The 23,915-nt window shown below is 29.5% G+C and carries 21 protein-coding genes and 1 other RNA gene; 18 read left to right on the plus strand and 4 right to left on the minus strand.

All coding sequences use genetic code 11. The annotated features are described in order from the left end of the window. Nucleotides 1-109: 109 nt before the first annotated feature. Nucleotides 110-1,444, plus strand: coding sequence for a citrate synthase (locus HUU89_RS02100; protein WP_175300880.1), 1,335 nt, complete (start codon nucleotides 110-112; stop codon nucleotides 1,442-1,444). A gap of 70 nt (nucleotides 1,445-1,514) precedes the next feature. Here the strand turns inward: HUU89_RS02100 and HUU89_RS02105 are convergent, their stop codons facing one another. Then, the gene (locus HUU89_RS02105; RefSeq protein ID WP_119363350.1) at nucleotides 1,515-2,543 is read right to left on the minus strand and encodes a branched-chain amino acid aminotransferase; all 1,029 of its coding nucleotides are present in this window, start codon (nucleotides 2,541-2,543) and stop codon (nucleotides 1,515-1,517) included. A gap of 110 nt (nucleotides 2,544-2,653) precedes the next feature. Then, nucleotides 2,654-3,181: a cysteine hydrolase family protein gene (locus HUU89_RS02110; RefSeq protein WP_175300881.1), complete on the minus strand. Its 528-nt coding sequence runs from the start codon at nucleotides 3,179-3,181 to the stop codon at nucleotides 2,654-2,656. A gap of 106 nt (nucleotides 3,182-3,287) precedes the next feature. Between HUU89_RS02110 and HUU89_RS02115 the strand changes: the two genes are divergently transcribed. The 3 genes from HUU89_RS02115 to HUU89_RS02125 are packed head-to-tail and all read left to right on the plus strand — an operon-like array spanning nucleotide 3,288 to nucleotide 6,858. Beyond that, complete coding sequence (locus HUU89_RS02115; RefSeq protein WP_022001299.1) at nucleotides 3,288-3,626, plus strand: ArsR/SmtB family transcription factor; 339 nt, start codon at nucleotides 3,288-3,290, stop codon at nucleotides 3,624-3,626. A gap of 1 nt (nucleotide 3,627) precedes the next feature. Beyond that, the gene (locus HUU89_RS02120; RefSeq protein WP_175300882.1) at nucleotides 3,628-6,114 is read left to right on the plus strand and encodes a heavy metal translocating P-type ATPase; all 2,487 of its coding nucleotides are present in this window, start codon (nucleotides 3,628-3,630) and stop codon (nucleotides 6,112-6,114) included. A 48-nt stretch (nucleotides 6,115-6,162) separates the two neighbouring features. Next, nucleotides 6,163-6,858 carry a DUF421 domain-containing protein gene (locus HUU89_RS02125; RefSeq protein ID WP_175300883.1) on the plus strand — a complete coding sequence of 232 codons (696 nt, stop codon included), beginning with the start codon at nucleotides 6,163-6,165 and terminating at the stop codon, nucleotides 6,856-6,858. Here the strand turns inward: HUU89_RS02125 and HUU89_RS02130 are convergent. Together HUU89_RS02130 and coaBC are read right to left on the minus strand one after the other, a co-directional pair. Continuing rightward, on the minus strand, nucleotides 6,855-7,625 hold the full coding sequence (locus HUU89_RS02130) for a type III pantothenate kinase (RefSeq protein ID WP_117828461.1): 771 nt from the start codon (nucleotides 7,623-7,625) through the stop codon (nucleotides 6,855-6,857). The genes HUU89_RS02125 and HUU89_RS02130 overlap by 4 nt on opposite strands. Nucleotides 7,626-7,627: 2 nt before the next feature. Further along, a complete protein-coding gene (gene coaBC / locus HUU89_RS02135) occupies nucleotides 7,628-8,806 on the minus strand; it encodes a bifunctional phosphopantothenoylcysteine decarboxylase/phosphopantothenate--cysteine ligase CoaBC (protein WP_117782177.1) in 1,179 nt (392 codons plus the stop codon). A 130-nt stretch (nucleotides 8,807-8,936) separates the two neighbouring features. Here coaBC and HUU89_RS02140 point away from each other — a divergent pair, with 130 nt between their 5' ends. The 14 genes from HUU89_RS02140 (at nucleotide 8,937) to HUU89_RS02205 (ending at nucleotide 23,855) form a co-directional block, all read left to right on the plus strand. Then, nucleotides 8,937-9,503, plus strand: a complete 567-nt coding sequence (locus HUU89_RS02140; RefSeq protein ID WP_175300884.1) for a DJ-1 family glyoxalase III — start codon at nucleotides 8,937-8,939, stop codon at nucleotides 9,501-9,503. 539 nt (nucleotides 9,504-10,042) lie between these two features. Then, the gene (locus tag HUU89_RS02145) at nucleotides 10,043-10,369 is read left to right on the plus strand and encodes a hypothetical protein (RefSeq protein ID WP_175300885.1); all 327 of its coding nucleotides are present in this window, start codon (nucleotides 10,043-10,045) and stop codon (nucleotides 10,367-10,369) included. 45 nt (nucleotides 10,370-10,414) lie between these two features. Then, nucleotides 10,415-11,041, plus strand: a complete 627-nt coding sequence (locus tag HUU89_RS02150) for a putative dipicolinate synthase subunit A (RefSeq protein WP_022001291.1) — start codon at nucleotides 10,415-10,417, stop codon at nucleotides 11,039-11,041. After that, complete coding sequence (locus HUU89_RS02155) at nucleotides 11,034-11,621, plus strand: dipicolinate synthase subunit B (RefSeq protein WP_175300886.1); 588 nt, start codon at nucleotides 11,034-11,036, stop codon at nucleotides 11,619-11,621. Before HUU89_RS02150 ends, HUU89_RS02155 begins: the two co-directional genes overlap by 8 nt. A 79-nt stretch (nucleotides 11,622-11,700) precedes the next feature. Then, the gene (locus tag HUU89_RS02160; protein WP_117346913.1) at nucleotides 11,701-13,395 is read left to right on the plus strand and encodes a ribonuclease J; all 1,695 of its coding nucleotides are present in this window, start codon (nucleotides 11,701-11,703) and stop codon (nucleotides 13,393-13,395) included. A gap of 61 nt (nucleotides 13,396-13,456) precedes the next feature. Continuing rightward, on the plus strand, nucleotides 13,457-15,733 hold the full coding sequence (locus HUU89_RS02165) for an FtsK/SpoIIIE family DNA translocase (RefSeq protein WP_175300964.1): 2,277 nt from the start codon (nucleotides 13,457-13,459) through the stop codon (nucleotides 15,731-15,733). A gap of 95 nt (nucleotides 15,734-15,828) precedes the next feature. Next, complete coding sequence (locus tag HUU89_RS02170) at nucleotides 15,829-16,890, plus strand: BMP family protein (protein WP_032090035.1); 1,062 nt, start codon at nucleotides 15,829-15,831, stop codon at nucleotides 16,888-16,890. 304 nt (nucleotides 16,891-17,194) lie between these two features. Next, the gene (locus tag HUU89_RS02175; protein WP_175300887.1) at nucleotides 17,195-18,727 is read left to right on the plus strand and encodes an ABC transporter ATP-binding protein; all 1,533 of its coding nucleotides are present in this window, start codon (nucleotides 17,195-17,197) and stop codon (nucleotides 18,725-18,727) included. Next, a complete protein-coding gene (locus tag HUU89_RS02180; protein WP_032090037.1) occupies nucleotides 18,717-19,808 on the plus strand; it encodes an ABC transporter permease in 1,092 nt (363 codons plus the stop codon). The genes HUU89_RS02175 and HUU89_RS02180 overlap by 11 nt, the downstream gene beginning before the upstream one ends. After that, a complete protein-coding gene (locus HUU89_RS02185) occupies nucleotides 19,808-20,773 on the plus strand; it encodes an ABC transporter permease (protein ID WP_147580271.1) in 966 nt (321 codons plus the stop codon). Before HUU89_RS02180 ends, HUU89_RS02185 begins: the two co-directional genes overlap by 1 nt. Before the next feature lie 90 nt (nucleotides 20,774-20,863). Further along, on the plus strand, nucleotides 20,864-22,126 hold the full coding sequence (yfmF, locus tag HUU89_RS02190) for an EF-P 5-aminopentanol modification-associated protein YfmF (protein ID WP_147580270.1): 1,263 nt from the start codon (nucleotides 20,864-20,866) through the stop codon (nucleotides 22,124-22,126). Beyond that, nucleotides 22,126-23,409, plus strand: coding sequence for an EF-P 5-aminopentanol modification-associated protein YfmH (yfmH, locus tag HUU89_RS02195; protein ID WP_175300888.1), 1,284 nt, complete (start codon nucleotides 22,126-22,128; stop codon nucleotides 23,407-23,409). Before yfmF ends, yfmH begins: the two co-directional genes overlap by 1 nt. 36 nt (nucleotides 23,410-23,445) lie before the next feature. Beyond that, a non-coding RNA gene (gene ssrS / locus HUU89_RS02200) (6S RNA) lies at nucleotides 23,446-23,605 on the plus strand. A 19-nt stretch (nucleotides 23,606-23,624) separates the two neighbouring features. Continuing rightward, complete coding sequence (locus HUU89_RS02205) at nucleotides 23,625-23,855, plus strand: DUF896 domain-containing protein (protein WP_022001281.1); 231 nt, start codon at nucleotides 23,625-23,627, stop codon at nucleotides 23,853-23,855. Nucleotides 23,856-23,915 lie beyond the last annotated feature (60 nt).

Consider the following 23,915-nt stretch of genomic DNA (forward strand, 5'->3'; position numbering starts at 1 on the left):
CTTTTTGTCATTTGACAATCTTTAACAAAATAAGACAAGTAAATAATTGTATACAATTATACAAATTTGTGATATGATATTTCTAACACTATGATAAGGGGGCTTAAATATGAGTGAATTTATTGATTATGTATTTCAAAGAAGTACATCATTAAATAAAATTGACAATTCTTTATATTCTAAATACAACGTAAAAAATGGTTTAAGAAATGAAGATGGAACAGGTGTTCTTGTTGGACTTACAAGAATATCAGATGTTGTGGGATATAAAAAAGAAAATGGTAAAAAGATTGATACAGAAGGGGAACTTTATTATAGGGGTGTTAAAGTTTCTGATTTTATAAAGGGACATGATCCAAAAAATCGTTTTCTTTTTGAAGAAGCTTGTTTTTTAATTCTTTTTGGATATTTACCTAATAAAGATGAATTAGATGCGTTTAAAAAAGAATTAGCTTCAAGATATGATTTACCTTTGAATTATTTACAAGCACGTATACTAGGATTTCCAATGCAAAATATGATGAATAAACTTCAACAAGAAGTTTTAATGCTTTACACGTATGATGAAACACCTGATGATATTTCACCAGAAGCAACATTAAATAAGGGGTTAGATTTAATCGCTAAGATTCCAGAAATTGTTTGTTATGCTTATCGTTGTAAAGTACATTATTTTGATAGTGATAGTTTATTTATTCATCCTGTAAATACTGATTATTCGATTGCTGAAAATATTTTACAAATGTTAAGAATAAATCGTTCATTTACTAAAACAGAAGCCAGTGTTCTAGATATGTGTTTAGTATTACATGCTGATCATGGGGGAGGGAACAACTCTACATTTACAAATGTGGTAATGTCATCTACGGGAACTGATATCTATTCATGTTTTGCAGGAGCGATTGGTTCTTTGAAGGGTCCTAAACATGGTGGGGCTAATCTAGCGGTAGCCAAACAAATGGAACTTGTTATTGATACTGTTGGTTTAAATGCAAGTGATGAACAGATTAGACAAATTGTAAATGATATTTTAGATAAAAAATTTAATGATCAATCTGGTTTGATTTATGGTATAGGGCATGCTGTTTATACATTGAGTGATCCTCGTTGTCAAATTCTTTCTAAACAATGTAAGCAGCTAGCTATTGAAAAAGATAGATTAAAAGAATATAACTTATATCATCGTTTTGAAGAAATTGCGGTTGCTGAAATTGAAAAGAGAAAAGGTATTCATGTATGTGCTAATATTGATTTCTATAGCGGGCTCGTTTATGATATGCTAGGAATTCCTAAAGATCTTTATACCTTGATGTTTGTTATTGGACGTTCTGTTGGATGGGTTGCACATAATATTGAAAATAAACTTTATTCAGGAAGAATTATTCGTCCAGCAGGTAAATATGTTGGGGAAAAGAAAGAATATATTAAAATGGAAAATCGTTAAAGCATTGTTAAATCAATGCTTTTTTTATAAAAGAAAAGAGTTGCCAAGATGACAACTCTTATATATTTTATTATTCTTCGATAACTTTGATCCAACCTTCAGGTGCTTCAATTGTACCCATTTGAATACCTGTTAAAGTTTCATAAAGTTTTTTAAGAACAGGTCCGATTTCATCCATTCCACTTGGGAAACAAATTTCTTTACCATGATCATTGATTTTGCCTACTGGTGAGATAACAGCAGCAGTACCGCAAAGACCACATTCAGCGAAATCTTTTACTTCATCAAAATAAACTTCTCTTTCTTCAACTTCTAATCCTAAGTATTCTTTAGCAACATACATTAAAGAACGGCGAGTGATAGAAGGTAAGATACTGTTTGATTTTGGAGTAACGATTTTATTATCTTTTGTTACGAAAATAAAGTTTGCTCCACCAGTTTCTTCTACTTTAGTTCTAGTAGCTGCATCTAAGTACATGTTTTCATCAAATCCTTGATTATGTGCATCAACGATTGCATGTAAACTCATTGCGTAGTTTAAACCAGCTTTGATATGTCCTGTACCGTGAGGTGCAGCACGATCGAAGTCTGATACACGAATTGTAATAGGTTTAACTCCTCCTTTGAAGTAAGGCCCTACAGGAGTTACGAATACTCTAAATTGATATTCGTTAGCTGGTTTAACACCAATAACTGGATTACTACCGAACATATATGGACGAATATATAAAGTAGCTCCTGAACCATAAGGTGGTACATAATCAATATTAGCTTTAACAACTTTTTCAATGGCTTCTACCCATTTATCTTCAGGGTAAACAGGCATTTCTAATCGTTTGCAAGAGTCAGCCATACGACTTGCATTTAAATCAGGTCTAAAGCAAACAACTTTCCCATCTTTTGTTCTATAAGCTTTTAACCCTTCAAAACATGTTTGTGCATATTGTAAAACACCTGCACATTCGCTAATAACAACTTTGTCATCAGCAGTAAGCACGCCTTCATCCCAAGCTCCATCTTTATAATTTGATACGAATCTTGCTTCTGTTGGCATATATCCAAAACCGATATTTGACCAATCAATATCTTTTTTTGACATTTTTAATACTTCCTTTCCTATATATATCTTTAGGCAAATTCTACGCCTCATTAGATGAAGTGTCAATAATAATTTATAACTTATTTTAATAAGAAATTATTAATTGTATTTTATTTATTAATAATATTGAATTGCAAATTTTCTAAAATTGAAATTGCTTTTGCCTGCATTGTTAAATCATTACTAGAAATACCTTTTACATCAATAAAGATAGGTGTTTCAGGTAGAGCGCTTTTAACAATTACAGCATTAGATAAAACACAAATATTAGAAACAACACCTACTAGAGTAATATTTTGGTAGTTTTTATCCTTTAAGTAATTTCCTAATTCAAGAGAACCAAAAGTTGTTTTTTCAATACAAATATCATATTCTTTTTTAGCAGTATTTACCTTGCCATATAGTTTCCAACCATCACTATTTTTAATGCAATGTTCAATTGGCAAATTCTTTCCTTCTTGAGTTTCTAAATAATTATTTTGATGTGTATCGAAAGTAAAAATAACATCATCTTTATTTTGATGATATTGATCAATTAAAGAAGAAAGATACTCATCCAAATATTCAGCTTCTTTAAATCCCAAACTACCATTTACAAAATCTTTTTGATAGTCTACTACAATCAGTAATTTTTTCATAAAATTTCTCCAATCATTTTTATTTAATATTATCATATATATTGACTTTGTAAATAAATATCATATAATATTCATATGAACATATATTCATATGAAAGGAGAAAAAATGGATAAAATCGTTAATAATGAAATTGTTGAACAAGTAAAGAAAGCAATGCCCGAGGAAGAATCTTTATATGATGTTGCTGAATTATTCAAAGTGTTTGGTGATTCAACAAGAATACGCATTATTTGTGCTTTATTTGATCATGAGATGTGTGTTTATGATTTAGCTGCTTGTTTAGATATGACTCAGTCAGCTATTTCTCATCAACTTAGAATTTTAAAAGCCAATAAATTAGTTAAAAATAGAAGAGATGGTAAAATGATGTACTATTCGTTAGATGATGAGCATGTAAAACTAATTTTTGAGGCTGGTTATAGTCATATCATGGAGGATAAATAATATGAAATATAAATATAAGGTTAATGGCCTTGATTGTGCTAATTGCACACAAAAATTAGAAGATGCTTTAAATAAAAAAGAAGAGATTAATGATTGTGTAATTTCTTTTGCAACAGGTATGATGACTTTTGAAAGTAATCAAGAAATTAATGATAATGAACTTCTTTCTTTTATACAATCCATTGAAGACGAAGTAACAATAGATAACCTCTCTACAAACAAAACACATCATTACGATGAATGTAGTTGTGGACACCATCATGAACATAAACATCATCACCATGATGAATGTGGATGTGGGCACCATCATGAACATGAACATCATCACGATGAATGCGGTTGTGGACATCATCATGAACATGAACATCATCACGATGAATGTGGATGCGGACACCATCATGAACATGTGGAAGATCATCGTGAATTGGCTAATTCAATCAAATTTAATATAGTTGGTTTGGATTGTGCAAACTGTGCAAGTAAAGTAGAAGCTGAGATAAAAAAACAATCTTACATTGAAGATGCGGTTGTTAATTTTTCTACTCAAAAGTTAATGGTTAAAGTAAAAAACGATGATTCTTTAATGGAAAAGTTACAAGCTGTTGTTGACTCTGTTGAAGAAGGAGTTGTTTTATCAAAGGAAGATAATCAAAAAATATATAGTAAACCAAAATTATTTGATTTAAAAGAAAATATGGAATTGGTTGAAGGTGTTATTATTTTTATAGGGGCACATTTCTTTGCAGGTGGTTTTGCTACTTTCTTATATTTGTTTGCTTATTTATTAATTGGTTATAAAGTCATTTTAAAAGCAATTAAAAATATTGGTAGAAAAGACTTTTTGGATGAAAATTTCTTAATGTGTTTAGCAACTTTTGGAGCGATTGCTTTAGGTGATTACAGTGAAGCAATTGCAGTTATGCTATTTTATGCTATTGGTGAAATTTTCCAAGGATATGCTGTTAATAAGACAAGATCATCTATTTCTTCTTTAATGGATATTAAAAGTGAGTATGCTACAATTGTAAAAGATGATCAAATGATTCAAGTAACTCCTGAAGAAGTACAAGTAGGAGATACAATTGTTGTTAAAGTTGGAGAAAAAGTACCGTTGGATGGTAAAGTTATTAAAGGAAACAGTATGTTAGATACCGCAAGTTTAACAGGTGAATCAGTTCCTAGAAGTGTTGAAGTAGGAGATGAGGTTTTATCAGGAGTTGTCAATTTAAATGATGTTATTTATATTGAAGTAACAAAACCTTATGCGGATAGTACAGTAAGTCGTATTATTGATCTTGTTGAAAATTCTGCAAGTAAAAAAGCTAAAATTGAAAAATTTATTACCCGTTTTGCAAAAGTTTATACACCAACTGTTGTGGGACTTGCTGTTTTATTATTAATTGTTCCGATGATTATTTTACCAAATCAAAATTTCTATGATTGGCTTTATCGTGCATGTACATTCTTAGTTGTTTCTTGTCCATGTGCACTTGTTATTTCAGTACCTTTAGGTTTATATGCTGGTATTGGTAAAGCGAGTGCTTTAGGTGTTTTAGTTAAGGGTGGAAACTATTTAGAATTATTAAAAGATATTGATACTGTTGTTTTTGATAAAACAGGAACACTTACTAAAGGTGAATTTGAAGTTGTTGAAATTTCAGATGATTATTTATTAGAAATTGGTGCATATGGTGAATATATGTCAAATCATCCAATTGCTAGAAGTATTGTTAAAGCTTATAATAAAGGAATCGATAGTACAAGAATAGAAGATTTTAAAGAAATCGCTGGAAAAGGTCTTTCTGTTGTTATTGATCAAAAACAATATGAATTAGGAAATGAAAAATATTTTCATGAATTAGGTATTGAAGTGAGTCAACCTCAATCTATTGGAACAATTGTTCATATAGCATGTCAAAAACAATATTTAGGACATATCGTTGTTGCAGATGTTATTAAAGAATCTACAATGCCAGGTATTCAAGACTTAAAGAAGGCACATGTTTCAAATACGGTTATGCTTACAGGAGATCATTCAACTGTTGCTCGTGATATTGCTTCTAAAATAGGAATTGATCAAGTATATAGTGATTTATTACCACAAGATAAAGTTACACAATTAGAAAAATTAATGGGTAATGATCATGTTGTAGCTTTTGTTGGTGATGGTATTAATGATGCGCCTGTTCTTGCTAGAAGTGATATTGGTATTGCGATGGGTGGCGTTGGTAGTGATGTAGCTATTGAAGCTGCAGATGTTGTTTTAATGAGTGACGATATTACATCAATTGCTAAAGCCATTCAAGTTTCTCATTATACAAACTTTATTTTAAAAGAAAATGTTACTTTTACGTTATTAATTAAAATTGGAGTTTTAGTTCTTACTTTGTTTGGACTTACAAATATGTGGATGGGTGTTTTTGCTGATGTAGGTGTTACTTTAATTGCTATTTGTAACTCAATGAGAATTTTGTATAAGAAGTCATAATTTTGACTTCTTTTTTTTATTTTGTCCATACTTAAAAGGGTGATTAAAATGAATTTGCTTGAATATTTTGTTTTGCCCTTAATTTCTTTGATTGTTTTGTTTTTACTAACGAAATTAATGGGCTATAGGCAAGTAACAGAGTTATCTTTATATGATTATATAATTGGAATTACAATTGGTTCTATTGCTGCTGAAATGGTTATGGGAAGTTTTAATGATATTTTAAAGCCGTTGATTGGAATGATTGTTTATGGTGTTTTTACTTGGGGTGTTTCTGTTTTAACAAAAAGGTATTTAAATTTTCGCTTTTTTGTTGAAGGGAAACCTGTTGTTTTATTTGAAAATGATAAGATATATTTAAAAAGTTTGGATAAAGCAAAAATTGATTTGAATGAATTGTTGATGAATTGTAGAATGAATGGTTATTTTGAGCTTAACGAGTTAGATAAAATTATTTTAGAAACAAATGGGAAATTTACTTTTTATCCTAAGACATTGTCAAGGCCTTTAAAATTAGGTGATCTACATCAAGAAGTTCAAAAAGAATTTATACCAACAATTCTTATTTTACAAGGAACAATTATTTATGAAAATTTAGAATTGATTCATCATAATCAAAAGTGGTTAGAACAAATTATGAAAGTTCATGGAATTAATCTTCAAGAAATTGTTATTTTGTATGTAGATAGACAACAAACAATACATTTTTATTTAAAAAACGAATTAAAAAGGGATTTTATTTAATCCCTTTTTTGCATATCATATATAATTTTTAAACCTTTGAATGTAAGATCTTTATCATAGGAATCAATCAAATTTGTTTCTTGATAGATCATTCTACCTAGACCACCTGTAGAAACGACTTTTAATGGTTCAGGATATTGGCTTTTAATTTCTTCAATCAGTTTCTCTGTTAAACCAATATAACCATAAACAACCCCTGATTGCATACCTTCAACAGTATTTTTACCAATAATATGTTGTGGTTTTTTTATTGCTACTTCAGGTAGTTGAGCAGCACGATTAGATAACATTTCAGCAGAAATACCAATACCAGGAGCAATTGCGCCACCCATAAATTCACCTTTTGAAGAAATAACATCGAATGTCGTAGCAGTGCCAAAATCAATTACTAAACAAGCACAATGGTGACTATAGTAGGCACCAACAGCATCAACAATACGATCACTTCCTAAAGATTTAGGATTATCATATTTTACAGAAATGCCTGTTTTAATTCCTGGACCAACAATAATAGGTTCTTTGTGGAAATATTTACGAATGGAATTTGTAAAAGAATACATGATTTTAGGAACGACACTAGAAATAATAACATCTTTTATATCTTCAACGGTTACATTATAGGCGCTTAAAAAAGCAAGAATCATAAAACCATATTCGTCTGATGTCCTTTGCAGTTTAGTCGTTAAACGATAATTGCCAATAAGCTGATCATCTTTAAAAAGTCCCATTGTAATATTTGTGTTTCCCATATCTACAACTACTAGCATCTTTATTCTCCTTTAACTTTCATTAATTTTTCTAAAATAATATGTGCTAGATCTTCTTTGCTCATTAAATCTAAATAATCAACAAAGTTTTTTGTAATTAAAGCAACTTTATTTGTATCAGTTTTAAACCCAGCACCATCTTCAAATAAATCATTAACAACTAATAAATCACAATTCTTCTTAAAAAACTTATTTTGAGCATTTTCAATAACATTTTCTGTTTCCATAGCAAACCCACAAATAGTTTGTTTTGTTTTATGTTTTCCAATATAAGATAAAATATCTTCGTTTTTTCCTAATTTTAAATAAAATTCGTCAGCTTTTTTCTTTATTTTTTGATTGCTATATTCTAAAGGACGATAGTCACCAACAGCAGCAGACATGATAACATAATCTTGAAAATCAAAATAACTTAATACTTGTTTAAACATACCTTGTGCACTTTGAATTTTGATTACATCTACTTCGTAAGGAGCTCTTTGAGATGATGGCCCACTAATCAATGTGACATGAGCTCCTAATTGACGAGCAACTTTTGCTAGTGCATAGCCCATTTTTCCACTTGAATGATTTGAAATAAATCTCACTGGATCAAGTGGCTCTTGAGTAGGACCAGCGGTAATAAGAACATGCTTTCCAGCTAATGGATGAGGAGATGTCGCATATTCAATAGCATCAAGTAAATCTTCAATATCACTTAAATGTCCTCTTCCTTGATAACCACATGCGAGTTCACCAATTTCAGGTTCCACAATCTTAATATGATAAGATTTACAAATATCAAGATTTTTTTGAGTTGCAGTATTTTCATACATGTGTACATTCATTGCAGGAGCAATGATTTTTGGACATGTTGCTGCTAAAAAGGCGGAAGATAAAACATCGTCTGCTAAACCATGAGCAACTTTGGCAATAATATTTGCAGTTGCTGGAACAATAATAAAACAATCAGCATCCTTAACAATGTTAATGTGTTTAATTTGATAACCTGTTTCATCAAAATCATCAATTAAAACAGGTTTATGAATAAGTGCTCCAAAGGTAAGTGGTGTTACAAATTGAGCCGCATTTTTTGTCATAATAACTTCAATATTATAATTTTTCTTTTTTAAACGGGAAATAAGTTCACATGTTTTATATGCTGCAATACTTCCTGTTATACCAATAACAATTTTTTTCATAAAACCTCCAAGGGTGATTTTTACATCTATGCAACATTATAATATATTTTGAAATCCCATACAATGTATTTCATTCTTTTATTTTTTGGTTTTCATGATAAAATATCTTTAAAAGAAAAGAGGAGTGTTTATGAAGAAAATAGCTGTATTATGTAAAGATGGATTTGAAGAAATCGAAGCATTGACACCGGTTGATGTTTTAAGAAGAGCAAATGTTCATGTTGATTTAGTAGGGATGGATGATTTAAAGGTGATAAGTTCTCATCAAATTACAATTCAAATGGATTGCGTCTTTAATGATCAAATCAAAGAATATGATGGAGTTGTTATTCCTGGTGGTTTACCTGGAGCAACAAATTTAAGAGATGATGCACGTGTTATTGAAATTGTTCAACAATTCAATCAGGAACATAAATTGATTGCTGCTATTTGTGCAGGACCAATTGTTTTAGCTAAAGCAGGTATTTTAAAAGATAAAATCTGTACTTGTTCTCCAGGTTTTGAAACACAACTTACCGGAGCTAATTATCAAGAAGCTATTGTTCAAAAAGATGATCATATTATTACAGGTAAAGGACCAGCGGCTGCCTTAGAATTTGGATATACTATTTTAGAAAGTTTAGGGTACGATTCATCAAACTTAAGACAAGGTATGCAATATGAATATCTTATGAACGTTGAAGCACATAAAGAATAAAATTGATAAATAGTAAAACGCTAATTTCGATAAGACCATTGATTTGAGAAAAGAAAATAATGAACATGGCAATGATTGAAAGACCGTAGGAAAACCATAAATAAATTTTGTGAGCTAAAATTGGCTCACTTTTTTGTTTATTTTTAATTAGATATGCTAAGAATAAAAGTGCAATGATAATGCAAGATAAAGGAATAAAAACATGTAAAGTTGAAAAGATTGGATAATTTTTATGATAGGGTAAAATTAATCCAATAAAAAAGAACAGAGAAAGAAAAATAATGAATTTTTTTAAAGAAGTTACTTTAAAAAAAGTTAAGCATAAAGAAAGAGTTAATAAAACACACCAACTGTAATAAAAAAAAGAAAATGACGTATTCATTAAACTTGTGTAGTTTTGATAAAGTGGATGATAAAAAAATAATAAGATGATTGAATAAATAAGTGTAATAATTTGCATAAAATTCCTCATTTCTAAAAAAATAAAAAGAAAAAACCTAAAAAATAACAATATATATAGTGAAGGAGGTAAAATAAATATGGGAAACAGTATATCACAAATTCATTTATTAAGTGTACACTTAAATGCTGAAAAAGACAGTGTTATTCGTAATTTAGAAGATATTCGGGCAGTCATGTCTGTTTCTTACAAAATTTGCGATAGTAATGCAATCAATTTAATGTTTCTAACGACTGTTAATGAAAAGGAACAATGTTTATTTCATCTAAAATGTGAGTATGCGTTTTTATGTCATGATTATCAAAATGAAAAAGAGATGATCATGTCAGCTGTAAGTGTTATTAGTCCAAAAGTAGAAGAAATTATAGCTTTGATGACATCACAAATGAAAAATAAAGCGAGCTAATTTCACATTTATCAAACCCTTTCATATAGTATAATGAGGTGGCATATGAAAGGGTTTATTGAAGTATATGATCAAAGAACACAATTTTTAAAAGATATTTTTTTAAGTCATGGTTATCAAATAAATGATAAACAATCACAAAACCTGGATTTTTATGTTGTTAAAAATCAAAAGATAGATCATGACAATACGTTTTCTCTTAATAATATAAATACAAAATATATTATTAATAAAGATAAAGTTTTTAAACATTTAAATAATACTTTAACAGCAATGGGACTCTATTTAAAAATAATACAAGATAAAGCACATTATAATAATATACTTATTTTGGGCTATGGAGATTTAGCAAAACAGCTTGCAAATATTTTAAAAAGTAATTATGATATTACAATCTGTAATCGAAATAACAAGGATTTAGATGAAATAAAACAAATCTATCATCATTTGGATTTAAATGCTTTATCAGGAAAGTATGATTTAATTATTAATACGATTCCTGTTTGTAAAATCAATTATAAAAAATTAAAATATAAACAAATTTATGATTTGGCACAAACAGTTGAGGGTAAAGATTATCAATCACTAAGAAATATACCTAATTTGTATTTTCCATATGAATCGGCATTATTGATGTTTCAATATATTCACGGAGTGATGAGACATGTTTAATGGAATGAAAATAGGGGTTGGGATTACAGGCTCTTTTTGTTCGTTAAGTAATTGTTTGAGATTTTTAAAGGAACTAAAAAAATATCCTGTAGATATTTATGTTTTTATAAGTGATCAAGTGAATTCTTGTGATACACGGTTTTTTAAGGCGAATCAGTTAATCATAGAAGTTGAAAAAATCATTGAAAAGAAGGTTATTTGTTCAGTTGTTGAAGCAGAAATTTTTGGGCCACAAATACCCTTGGATTTAATGGTAGTTTATCCATGCAGTGCCAATACATTAGCTAAAATGGCACATGGAATCAATGATAATGCGGTGACAATGGCTGTTAAATCAACACTTAGAAATCAACACAATATCGTTCTTGGTTTATGTAGTAATGACTTACTTTCAACAAGCGGAATGAATATGATGAAGATTTTTAATACAAAGCATTTTTATTTGGTGCCAATGTATCAAGATGATGTAATCAGGAAACCAAATAGTTTGATTGCACGGCGAGATTTAATTATTCAAACGATGATCAATGCATTGGTTGATAAACAAATTCAACCTTTATTTTTAATGAAGAAAGAGTAAATGATACTTTTTCTTTTGTTAATAATTTGTTAGAATAATAGCAAAGTGAGTGTAAGAAGACATAATTAAGGAGGAAATAATGAAAAAAAGTATTATAAAATTGATGCCAATTGGTGGTCAAGCTGAAAACGGTAAAAGCATGTACTGCTTAGAAATAGATGATAATTGGTTTATTATTGATGCAGGTTATCGTTTTCCAGAAGTAGATAAATTAGGAGTGGACGTTATTATTCCTAATTTTGATTATTTAAAAGATAATAAAGATAAAATTAAAGCTATATTTATTACGCATGGTCATGATGATGTAATGGGAGCACTTCCTTATTTATTACAAGAAGTGAATGTTCCTATTTATACAACAGATCTTACAGCTGATTTAATTGATCAATTATTACAAAGATATATGAGACATTCTCATGTTTCATATAAATATAAAATCAAAAGAGTAAATATGAATGCAACAATTAAAGTTGCTGGAGTTGAAGTGGACTTTTTCCCAATTACGCATTCTATTCCTGGAAGTGTAGGGTTAGCATTTTTAACAGATTATGGTTATATTGTCTATAGTAGTGAATTTATTATTGATTTTGGAGCACCTGAAAGATTTAGGTGTAATATTCAAAAGATGATGGAAATCGGTAAAAAAGGAGTTTTAGCTTTACTTTGTGAATCATCATATTCAAAAAATGATGGCTATACTTCTCCTAATCATAAGTTAACTGCTAAAATAGAAAGTATTTTTGAAGATGCTTCAGGACGTATTATTATTTCAAGTTATGCACAAAATGCTTTTAGAACTCAAGAAATTGCTCAACTAGCTAAAAAATATAATCGTAAGATTTGTTTCTATGGAAGAGATAAATATGATAATACCAATTCTTTAATGAGAATTGCTAAAAATAAGAAAAAACCAATCTTGGATATTCATCCAGCTTGTATTGGTGATAATAATGATATTCAAAAAAATAAAGATAATGATAAATTGGTTGTTTTATTAAGTGGTAGTCCTCGTCGTATCTATCATGATATTTTAGATATTATCGATGGAGGAGATGATAAGCTTAAATTACAAGATAGTGATACATTTATTGTAGCTTCACCTGTTTTACCAGGAACTGAAAAAATAGCTAATAGAGCAATCAATGAACTTTATAAAACTGATACACATATTCATGTTTTGAAAAACAAAGAATTGCAATCTATGCATGCAAGTGAAGAGGATATTAAAGTATTGATTCAAATTTTAAATCCAAAATATTTCGTACCAATCAAAGGAGAATATCAACATTTTATTGCTGCAAGTGATGTTGCTAAAAAAATGAATATAAATGATGATCATATTGCTATTGTTGATAATGGAGAAATGATTACTTTTAAAGATGGAAAATTGCAAAGTTATCGAGATTCTATTACAATTGAAGATGTGATGATTGATGGTCTTGGAATTGGTGATGTTGGTGTTAAAGTTATTGATGACCGAAATCAATTACAAAATGATGGTGTTGTTATTATTGGTATGACAATTGATGGTAAAACAAGAGAAATTGTTGCCAATACAGATGTACAAACAAGAGGTTTTATTTACTTAAAGGATTCAGAAAATGTTGTAAAAGGAATTATGAATATTGCTGAAACTGAGTTAGAGTCTTATAAAAATAAGACGGAAGAAGATATTAGAGATGTACGTCAAAATATTAAAGATAAAGTGAACAAATATATTATCAAAGAGACTGGCAAAAGACCTGTCATTTTACCAGTAATTATAGAATTATAAAAGCAAGGAATATCTTGCTTTTGTTTTGTTTTTTAAATATGATATGTAAAGAGGTGATATGATGGCTAAGACCGCAAGAAAAAGAAAAAGTAAGCAAGAACAAGTGAGTGAAGAATTAAAATTAAGAATTATTTGTTTATTTTTCATTTTTTTAGTAATTATTGCTGCTATGCAATTAGGGGTGATTGGAGACCGCTTGAATTATGTTTTTATGTATGTATTTGGGAATTTAAATGGGATTATTTATCTTACTTGTATTCTTTTATTAGGATATATTGTTATTAAGGCGGATTTTCCTAAATTTAATGGTCCTAAGGCGGTAGGCCTTTATTTGCTCTTTATAGGTTTAACTTTATTTATTTCTGCTACGCCATCACTTACAGGGATAAAAGTCATACAGTCTTATTTTAATCAAGTTCCTTTAAATAGAGGAGGATTATTAGGGGCAGTTTTATATGGCTTTTTAAGTGCATTGTTTGATTATATGGGAGCAATCATTGCAGCGGTTTTTATTGTTGTAACAGGAATTATTTTATTAGGAAGTAAGTTTTATTTTGAACACAAAAAAGAAATTCAAAAAAGAGCAAAAAATAATTTTAATAAAACAAAAGATTCTTTAAAACAGCATTCAAATTATTTTGGAAATTTCTTTAAGAAAAAACAAAATAAGACAACTTTTTTTGATGATGCTATTTTCGAAGATGATGAAACCCCAACGACTATATTTGAAGAAATAGCGAAAGAAGATGTGACTTTGCCACAAGCTTTTACTTTTAATGATGAACATCAAGAAATAGAAATTGTTGATAAAGAGCCACCTATTCCATCGGTGGATGAAGAATTAGTTCAAAATGATCAATCACAAATTGAAGAACCAGTCATAGAGCATACAAATAAAAATTATCATTTACCACCGTTATCTCTTTTACATAATGTGGTTAATAAAAAACAAGGTGAAAATAAAAATCATGCTGTAGAAAGTGCTGAAAGATTAACAGCTGTTTTAAATGAATTTGGAGTTCATGCTTCTATTAATAATATTTCTATTGGTCCTTCAATTACAAAATACGAATTAAAATTAGAAACGGGGACAAGAGTCAATAAAATAATGTCTTTACAAGATGATATTAAATTAGCTTTAGCAGCTAAAGATATTCGTATTGAAGCGCCTATCCCTGGAAAACCAGCGGTTGGTGTTGAAATACCTAATTTAGTATCATCAATGGTTTCTTTTAAAGAGGTATTTAAAAACATTCCTGATAAATATAAAGACAATAAACTTGTTGTTCCTTTAGGAAAGGATGTTAATGGTCAAGTCATTTATGCAGAACTTAATAAAATGCCTCATTTACTTATTGCTGGGGCAACAGGTTCAGGTAAATCTGTATGTGTTAATACGATCATTAGCAGCATATTAATGCGTGCGAAACCGGATGAGGTCAAACTTATTTTAGTTGATCCTAAAAAGGTTGAGTTATCCAATTATAATGGGGTTCCTCATTTATTAGCACCGGTCGTTACTGATCCTAAAAAAGCAGCGGCCACTTTAAGAGAAACCGTTTCGGAAATGGAAAGACGCTATGATTTATTTGCAGGGGCAAATGTTAGAAAAATTGAAACGTACAATCAATATGTTGAAAACAAAAATCAAGAAAATGATGCGGAACATCAATTAGAAAAACTTCCATATATTGTAGTAATCCTTGATGAAGTTGCAGATTTAATGATGGTAGCTAGTAAAGATGTTGAAGATTGTATTATGCGTATAGCTCAATTAGCACGTGCGGCTGGGATTCATTTAATTGTAGCTACACAAAGACCATCAACGGATATTATTACAGGTGTTATTAAGGCCAATATTCCATCAAGAATTGCTTTTGCTGTTTCTTCAAGTATTGATTCTAGAACGATTCTTGATTGTACAGGCGCAGAGAAACTTTTAGGAAAAGGAGATATGCTTTTTTTACCAATGGGATCGAATTCGCCGATTCGTGTGCAAGGAGCTTATGTTGATGATAGTGAAGTGGAAGCAATCACTTATTATACAACGAAACAACAAGAAGCCTCATATGATGAAAGATATACAAATGTAAAACCAATTTCTGCAGTAGCTGCTTCTAAAGAAGAACAAGAAGATGAAGAGTATGAAATGTGCAGAGCATTTGTTATTCAAGCACAAAAAGCGAGCACATCACTTTTACAAAGACAATTTAGAATAGGCTATAACAAAGCAGCCAGAATTATTGATCAATTAGAAGCGGATGGTATTATAGGTCCACAAATTGGATCTAAACCACGTGAAGTATATGTACGTGGCTATAATGAAGAAGAAATTTAAAAACGATATTTACCGTTTTTTATTATGTTAACTGTTTTCAAATGTTTTTTTAAATGCTACAATGATAGAGGAAAATTAAATGGAGGAAGAAGAACATGAAAAAATTATTCGCAAGTATTTTATGCTTAGGAATGATTTTTGGTGCTACTGGATGTACAAGTGGTGGCGATGATACTTATGAAATCGCAATGATCACTGACTCTGGATCAGTTACTGATAAATCATTCAATCAATCTGCTTATGAAGGTGTAAAAGAATTTGGTGAAAAAAATGATATTTCATATAAATATTATGCACCAAAAGATACTGATCAAGCTGGATTATTATCTACAATTGATGATGCTGTAGATAATGGAGCAAAAGTTGTTGTAACTCCAGGATTCAACTTCTCTGGGGCTTTATACCAAGCTCAAGAAAAATATCCTGATGTTAAATTCGTTACTATCGACTTTGAACCACAAAAAGATGGTAGTGGAGAAACAAAAGTTGGAGATAATACAGTAAGCTATTTATTCTCTGAACAAGAATCTGGATATGTTGCTGGATATGCTGCTGTTAAAGAAGGATATACTAAATTAGGTTTCATGGGTGGTATGGCTTTACCAGCTGTAGAAAACTATGGTGTTGGTTACCTTCAAGGTGCTAGTGATGCTGCTAAAGAAATGAATGTTAATGTTGATGTTAACTATACATATACTGGTACATTCTCTGAATCACCAGATATCAAATCTAAAGCTTCATCATGGTATGCAGGTGGAACTGAAGTCATCTTCTCATGTGGTGGACAAATTTGTAACTCAATTTTCGCTGCTGGACAAGAAGCTGGTAAATACACTATTGGTGTAGATACTGACCAAAGTGGTGATTCTGATACTGTTATTACATCTGCATTAAAAGATGTAAAAGGTGCCACTATTGAAGCATTAAATGCTTATAAGAAAGATAAATTCCAAGGTGGAAAAACAGTTACTTTGAAAAATACAGGTGGTATTGTTTATCCAGGATTATTAAAGAACTTTTCTAAAGAAGATCATGATGCTGTTGATAAAAAAATCAAAGATGGTTCTTTAGAATTAAAATCATCTGCTGATGTTGATGAAAAAACTGGAGATCCTTCAGGAATTTCATTTGATAATTTAACAGTTAATTTTGAATAAGATAAATTGGGGATGTTACGAAATAATTTAAAATCGTAACATCCTTTTTTGTTATAATTTCAAACTAAAAATGGGGTATTGATATCTTATCAATGATATTTATTTCCTACTAATTAATTCCTCAACCATAATGTTTGAGGAATTATTGAAATTAGAAACAATTGCTTCTTATAGTAGAATAATTTTATTATATAGATATTTAAAATTCTTATTTTTAATATATTTTTCTTTGTTATGAAAAAACAAAAATTCTTTTCTATATTTATAAATTCATGTATAATTGTATCGAAAAGGGGGAAGCTTAATGTCATATGCAATAGAAATGCTTAACATAACGAAAGAGTTTCCTGGTATCAAAGCAAATGATAATGTTACCTTGCAAGTTGAACAAGGTGAAATACATGCATTGTTAGGAGAAAATGGTGCCGGAAAATCGACGCTGATGTCTATTTTGTTTGGTTTATATCAACCGGATGAAGGACAAATAAAAATTAATGGAGAACCTGTTGAAATTAATGATCCCAACGATGCCAATAAATATAACATTGGTATGGTTCATCAACATTTCAAACTTGTACATAACTTTACAGTACTTGAAAATATTATTTTGGGTATTGAAGAAACAAAGCATACTTTTATTCAAAAAGGTGCGGCAAGAAAAAAAGTTATTGAATTATCTCAAAAGTATAAATTAAATGTTGATCCAGATGCTTTAATTTCGGATATTACTGTAGGGATGCAACAAAGGGTTGAAATTTTGAAAATGTTATTTAGAGATAATAATGTTTTGATTTTTGATGAACCTACTGCGGTATTAACACCTCAAGAAATCGATGAACTAATGATGATTATGAAAGATTTAGCAAAAGAAGGTAAATCTATCATTTTTATTACTCATAAATTAAATGAAATTAAAGCGGTAGCTAATCGTTGTACAATATTAAGAAAAGGTAAATATATTGGTACAGTTGATGTAGCTTCAACATCTGCTGAAAAATTATCAGAATTAATGGTTGGCCGAAAAGTTAACTTTATTGTAGAAAAAGATGAACCTCAAATTGGTGATGCAGTTCTTGAGGTAAAAGATCTATGTTATAAACCAACTCATTCGTCCAAGAATGTTTTAAATAACGTTTCATTCAATGTACGTCGAGGAGAAATCGTTTGTATTGCGGGAATTGATGGAAATGGACAAACAGAACTTGTTTATGCATTATCAGGTCTTATTAAACATAACAGTGGGCAAATTCTATTAAATGGAGAAGATTTATCTCATGAAAGTACTCGTTCACGTTCTTTAAAAGGAATGGCTCATATTCCAGAAGACCGTCATAAACACGGTTTAGTATTAGATTATAATCTAGCCGAAAACTTTATCTTAAAGAGTTATTTTGATCCAAAATATCAAAATAAAGGTTTTATTAAATTTGATAAGATGTATGAAACAGCTAATAAGTTAATTGAACAATATGATGTTCGTTCTGGTGAAGGTGCAAAATCTATTACGAGAGGAATGTCAGGAGGAAATCAACAAAAAGCAATCATTGCTAGAGAGGTTGAATCTAATTCGGACTTATTAATTGCTGTACAACCAACACGTGGATTAGACGTTGGTGCTATTGAATTTATTCATAAACAACTTGTTAAACAAAGAGATGAAAATAAAGCTGTCTTACTTGTTTCATTAGAATTAGATGAAGTTATGAATGTTTCAGATCGTATTTTAGTAATGTATGAAGGTGAAATCGTTGCTAATTTAGATCCAAAACAAATTGATGAAAAAGAATTAGGACTTTATATGTCAGGAAGTAAACGAGGTGAAGGATATGAAAAATAGTGAGTCAAAACAAAATCTGATAGCTTCTTTACTTGCTATATTAATTGGATTGTTTATAGGATTTATCGTTATTTTAATAGCAAATCCATCTCAAGCTTTTAGAGCAATGGGTATTATGATGTCTGGGGGATTTTATAAAGGGTTAAGAAGTACAGGACAAGTTCTTTATTCTGCAATTCCAATTATGATGACTGGGTTATCTGTTGCATTTGCATTTAAATGCGGTAACTTTAATATCGGGACAACTGGTCAATATACAGTTGGTGGCTTTGTGGCATTATTTTTAGCCAATACGCTTTATCAAACTGTACCTGATTCATTATTATGGATCATTTGTTTAATTGCTGCTGGACTTGCTGGAGCAATTTGGGCATTGATTCCCGGAATTTTAAAAGCGTATAGAAATGTTAATATTGTTATTTCAGGTATCATGTTTAACTATATTGGTATGTATCTTGTTATTGAGGGTGTTAAAGCTTTTATTTATGATTCAGCTGGTGCTCGTTCTCAAACATCTAAGATTGCTGTTCCTAAAATGGGATTAAATCATATTTTCCCAGGCTCAGATGTTAATGGTGGTATTATTATTGCTATTGCATTATGTATCGTTGCTTATATTATTTTAAATAAAACAACATTTGGTTATGAATTAAAAGCATGTGGTTATAATCCAGAAGCAAGTCGTTATGCTGGGATGTCTGAAAAGAAAATTGTTATTTTATCAATGGTTATTTCAGGATTTTTCTCAGGTATTGGTGGTGGACTTGTTTATATCGGAGGAACAGGTAGAGCCTTTACAACTGCTGAAGTCACACTTCCAGAAGGATTTAATGGAATTCCAGTTGCATTGTTAGGAATGAACAGTCCACTTGGATGTATTTTAGCGGCATTATTTGTTTCATATATTAATGTTGGTGGAAACTATATGCAAGCATGTAATATTCCAGTTGAAATTATTGATGTCATTTCAGCGGTTATTATTTACTTTAGTTCATTTGCTTTAATGATCCGTTTATATTTACAAAATCATGAAAAGAAAAAACATAAAAAAGAAGTTGCTGTTGAAGGGGGTCAAGAATAATGGATATTATTTTAAATGTCTTAAATCAAACATTAGTCTTTACAGTTCCTCTTTTAGTAGTTGCTTTAGGTGGGATGTTTAGTGAACGAAGTGGTGTTGTTAATATCGCGTTAGAAGGAATCATGATTGGTGGAGCATTCGTGGGGGTTTATTTCATTTATTTAATGCAATCAGCAAACACAACAATGAATCCGCAATTATTATTGATTTTAGCATTAATTGTAGCTGGTATTTTTGGGGCTTTATTAAGTTTACTTCATGCTTTTGCAGCGATTAACTTAAAAGCCGATCAAACAATTTCAGGAACTGCAATTAATATGTTAGCTCCTGGATTGGGTTTATTCTTAGCTAAATTGATTTTCAATGGAAATTCAAGTGTACCTTTTTCAAATACATTTAGAATTCATGAAATTCCTGTCCTATCACAAATTCCAATTTTAGGACCTATCTTATTTAAAGGTGCTTATATTACAACTTATCTTGGGATTGTTATTTTGATTTTATCGGTTATTTTCTTAAATAAAACAAAAGCAGGATTAAGATTACGTGCTTGTGGTGAAAATCCTCAAGCTGCTGATGCTGCAGGTGTAAGTGTTTATAAATATCGTTATATGGGTGTTCTGTTATCTGGTTTTCTAGGTGGTATAGGTGGACTTATTTATATCATCCCAATTTCAACTGTATTTAATAGTGATGTTGGTGGTTATGGGTTCTTAGCTCTTGCAATCTTGATTTTTGGTAACTGGCAACCATATCGTATTGCTACTGCTTCATTATTCTTTGGAATTATGAAGACATTAGCATATACTTATACAGCAATTCCATTTTTATCAGCATTAGGTTTCCCAAGTGTTGTTTATAAACTTATTCCTTATGTAGCAACATTGATTTTATTAGCGTTTACTTCTAAAAATTCTGCTGCTCCTAAGGCTTCGGGGATTCCTTATGATAAATCAAAACGTTAAAATATTTGAAAGTATTGTTTCTTAGGAAATAATACTTTTTTATTTTTTTGATTATTTGTGTATAATAGATGAGAATGAAAGGAAATGATTATGGAAAAAGTTTATAAAATGCCAGGGTATGATTTACATTTGATCCCTACAAATAAATTTAAAAATATTACAATTTCATTAAAATTACAAAATACACTAGATGAAAAAACGGTTGCTAAAAGAACATTACTATCTTTTATGTTGACTACGGGTACAGAAAAATATCCCTCAACACAAGAACTTTCTATATATTTAGAAAGCATGTATGGCATGAAATTAGGAGCTAATGTTGTTACTAAAGGTAAGAGTCATATTATTAATATTAATTCAATCTGTATTAATCAAGAATATTTACCTTACAAAGAAGATCTTATTCAACGGCAAATCCAATTGTTAAATGATATTTTCTTTAAACCTAATGCCTCAAAAACAGTTTTTGATCAAACAATGTTTGAAAGAAAGAAAAAAGAATTGGTTGAACGTCTTATTAATAATCAAGATGATAAATTTTATTATAGTTTAGAAAAAATGTTTGAATATATGGGAAAGGGGACATGTTTAGGGATTTCTTCTCATGGAAATATTGAAGATATAAAAAAAATTGAAAATGAAGAATTATTTTCGTATTTTAAGGAGTGTATAAAAAATGACCAAAAACATATTTATGTAGTTGGAAATGTAGATGAATCTATTGTTCATGTCTTTGAAAAGTGTTTATCTTTTGAAAAGAATAATTCAATTTTTGAAAGTGTATATTCATTTGAAAAAAATAGAAAAGATTTATTAGAAATCATCGAAAAGCAAGATGTTACACAAGCTAAACTTAATATGGGATATCGTATATCAGTAAATTACAATCACCAAAATCATTATGCTTTTGTAGTATTTAATGCGATTTTTGGTGGAATGAGTCAATCTAAATTATTTAAAGTTGTTAGAGAGAAAAATTCATTATGTTATTATATTTCTTCAAGTTATGATGCTTTTAATGGAGTGATGGTCATTACAGCTGGCATAGAAGGAAAAGATTATCATCAAACCGTTCAATTAATTAAAGAACAATTAAAAGAAATGCAAGATGGTTGCTTTGATCAAGATGATATTGATACTGCAAAATTAATGATTAAAAATTCTATGAAAAAAACAAACGATGAGCCATTAAGTCAAGTTGCCGTTCAATACAATAGAGATATTACGGGAAAAAAAGAAACAAATGAACAATATTTAGAAAAAATTGAAAATGTTACTTATCAAGATATTGTAGATGTTTGTCAAAATATTGAACTTGATACAATATTTTTGTTGAAAGGGAGAAATGAGTAATGGAAAAAATATATTATCAAACTTTAAAAGAAACGTTATTTCATGAGAAATTGGAAAATGGTTTAGAAGTATATTTGTTACCTAAAATTGATTTTGAAAAAACATATGGTTTATTTTCAACAAGATTTGGATCGATTGATACAACTTTTGTACCTTTAGGACAAAAAGAAATGATAAAAGTCGAAGACGGAATTGCTCATTTTTTAGAACATAAAATGTTTGATATGGAAAATGGGGATGCTGCTGATGAATTTGCTAAACTTGGGGCAAGTTCAAATGCATTTACATCATCAAGTCGTACGGCCTATTTATTTTCAACGACAACAAATGAAAATGATTGTGTTGAACTTTTACTAGATTTTGTACAAAGTCTAAATATTACAGACGAAAGCGTAGAAAAAGAAAAAGGAATTATTTGTCAAGAAATAAAAATGTATGATGATGACCCAGATTGGCGTGTTTATTTTGGAGCTATTGCCAACTTGTATCATAAACATCCTGTTAAGATTGATATTGCTGGAACTTGTGAAACTGTTAATAATACGTATAAAGATATGTTGGAACTTTGTTATCAAACTTTTTATCATCCACATAATATGATGCTTTTTGTTGTAGGTAATATTAATCCTGAAGAATTAATAGGTGTCATTAAAGAAAATCAAAATAAAAAGCATTTCTTATCTGAAAATGCAATTCAAAGATTAAAAATAGAAGAACCAACATCAGTGGCTGTTAAAGAACAAATTGATACAATGCAAGTTGAAATGAATAAATTGATTGTTTCTATTAAAATTAATGAAATTCTTGATGATCCTCAAGATAAAATTAAAAGAGAATTAGCTTTAAATTTATTATTTGATTTATATTTTTCTAAAAGTTCTTCGTTATATAACGAATGGTTAGAAAAAGGGTATATTAATGAAACATTTAGTGCAAGTTTTACGCAAGAAAGAGATTATGCTTTTATTTTAATGGGTGGAGATCAAGATGATTATGAATTATTGCAAAAGACAATTTTTAATTTTATAGATCATGTTCAAGATTTAGAAATAGCAGAAGATGACTTTGAAAGAATTAAAAGAAAAACAATTGGAAACTTCATCAATAGTTACAATAGTCCAGAAAGTATTGCGAATACTTTTAGCCGTTATTATTTTGAAGGAATTTGTTCATTTGATTTAGTAGATTATGTAAGTAAAATGACATTGGCAGATATAAATGAAGTAAAAAGATACTTTAATAAGGAATATGCTTCAAGCTATATTGTTAAAAAAGATAAATAAAGGGGTATATTTAAAAATAATTTATGGTATAATGTAATGCGACTAGAGAGTGTAAATAAATTTCCTACACATTAGATACGGGAACCTGATCTAAATAATGGTGTTGAAAGCCTATCTTTGAATAGGAATCCTAAAATTATTTAAAGGTGCCCACCTGTACGTAACAGGGATAATCTAAAAGCTCTCTAGTTTTTTATTTAAAAGGAGAAATCAAAATGGCAGCAATAGATCAAAAACTTATAGATAGAATAAATGTTTTAGCTAAAAAGAAAAAAGAAGGTACAATTACTCCTGAAGAATTAAAAGAACAGGATAAATTGAGAAAAGAATATATTAAGCTTTTTAGAGAAGGATTTAAATCTCAATTAAAAGCAATTAAAGTTGTAGATGAAAAAGGAAATGATATAACACCGCTTAAATTAAAACAAGAAAAATTAAAAAATTAAGGAATTCTAGTAGAAGATATTTAATTTTTATAGAAAATGTGTATAATATGTCTTGACTTA

The organism is Faecalibacillus sp. H12 (assembly GCF_013361255.1).
Lineage (GTDB): Bacteria > Bacillota_I > Bacilli_A > Erysipelotrichales > Coprobacillaceae > Faecalibacillus > Faecalibacillus intestinalis.

What these genes read in the sequence shown, in the direction of transcription:
- HUU89_RS02100 (WP_175300880.1), top strand. Translation starts at nt 110, where the DNA reads ATGAGTGAATTTATTGATTATGTATTTCAAAGAAGTACATCATTAAAT.
- HUU89_RS02105 (WP_119363350.1), bottom strand. Translation starts at nt 2,543, where the DNA reads ATGTCAAAAAAAGATATTGATTGGTCAAATATCGGTTTTGGATATATG.
- HUU89_RS02110 (WP_175300881.1), bottom strand. Translation starts at nt 3,181, where the DNA reads ATGAAAAAATTACTGATTGTAGTAGACTATCAAAAAGATTTTGTAAAT.
- HUU89_RS02115 (WP_022001299.1), top strand. Translation starts at nt 3,288, where the DNA reads ATGGATAAAATCGTTAATAATGAAATTGTTGAACAAGTAAAGAAAGCA.
- HUU89_RS02120 (WP_175300882.1), top strand. Translation starts at nt 3,628, where the DNA reads ATGAAATATAAATATAAGGTTAATGGCCTTGATTGTGCTAATTGCACA.
- HUU89_RS02125 (WP_175300883.1), top strand. Translation starts at nt 6,163, where the DNA reads ATGAATTTGCTTGAATATTTTGTTTTGCCCTTAATTTCTTTGATTGTT.
- HUU89_RS02130 (WP_117828461.1), bottom strand. Translation starts at nt 7,625, where the DNA reads ATGCTAGTAGTTGTAGATATGGGAAACACAAATATTACAATGGGACTT.
- coaBC (WP_117782177.1), bottom strand. Translation starts at nt 8,806, where the DNA reads ATGAAAAAAATTGTTATTGGTATAACAGGAAGTATTGCAGCATATAAA.
- HUU89_RS02140 (WP_175300884.1), top strand. Translation starts at nt 8,937, where the DNA reads ATGAAGAAAATAGCTGTATTATGTAAAGATGGATTTGAAGAAATCGAA.
- HUU89_RS02145 (WP_175300885.1), top strand. Translation starts at nt 10,043, where the DNA reads ATGGGAAACAGTATATCACAAATTCATTTATTAAGTGTACACTTAAAT.
- HUU89_RS02150 (WP_022001291.1), top strand. Translation starts at nt 10,415, where the DNA reads ATGAAAGGGTTTATTGAAGTATATGATCAAAGAACACAATTTTTAAAA.
- HUU89_RS02155 (WP_175300886.1), top strand. Translation starts at nt 11,034, where the DNA reads ATGTTTAATGGAATGAAAATAGGGGTTGGGATTACAGGCTCTTTTTGT.
- HUU89_RS02160 (WP_117346913.1), top strand. Translation starts at nt 11,701, where the DNA reads ATGAAAAAAAGTATTATAAAATTGATGCCAATTGGTGGTCAAGCTGAA.
- HUU89_RS02165 (WP_175300964.1), top strand. Translation starts at nt 13,457, where the DNA reads ATGGCTAAGACCGCAAGAAAAAGAAAAAGTAAGCAAGAACAAGTGAGT.
- HUU89_RS02170 (WP_032090035.1), top strand. Translation starts at nt 15,829, where the DNA reads ATGAAAAAATTATTCGCAAGTATTTTATGCTTAGGAATGATTTTTGGT.
- HUU89_RS02175 (WP_175300887.1), top strand. Translation starts at nt 17,195, where the DNA reads ATGTCATATGCAATAGAAATGCTTAACATAACGAAAGAGTTTCCTGGT.
- HUU89_RS02180 (WP_032090037.1), top strand. Translation starts at nt 18,717, where the DNA reads ATGAAAAATAGTGAGTCAAAACAAAATCTGATAGCTTCTTTACTTGCT.
- HUU89_RS02185 (WP_147580271.1), top strand. Translation starts at nt 19,808, where the DNA reads ATGGATATTATTTTAAATGTCTTAAATCAAACATTAGTCTTTACAGTT.
- yfmF (WP_147580270.1), top strand. Translation starts at nt 20,864, where the DNA reads ATGGAAAAAGTTTATAAAATGCCAGGGTATGATTTACATTTGATCCCT.
- yfmH (WP_175300888.1), top strand. Translation starts at nt 22,126, where the DNA reads ATGGAAAAAATATATTATCAAACTTTAAAAGAAACGTTATTTCATGAG.
- HUU89_RS02205 (WP_022001281.1), top strand. Translation starts at nt 23,625, where the DNA reads ATGGCAGCAATAGATCAAAAACTTATAGATAGAATAAATGTTTTAGCT.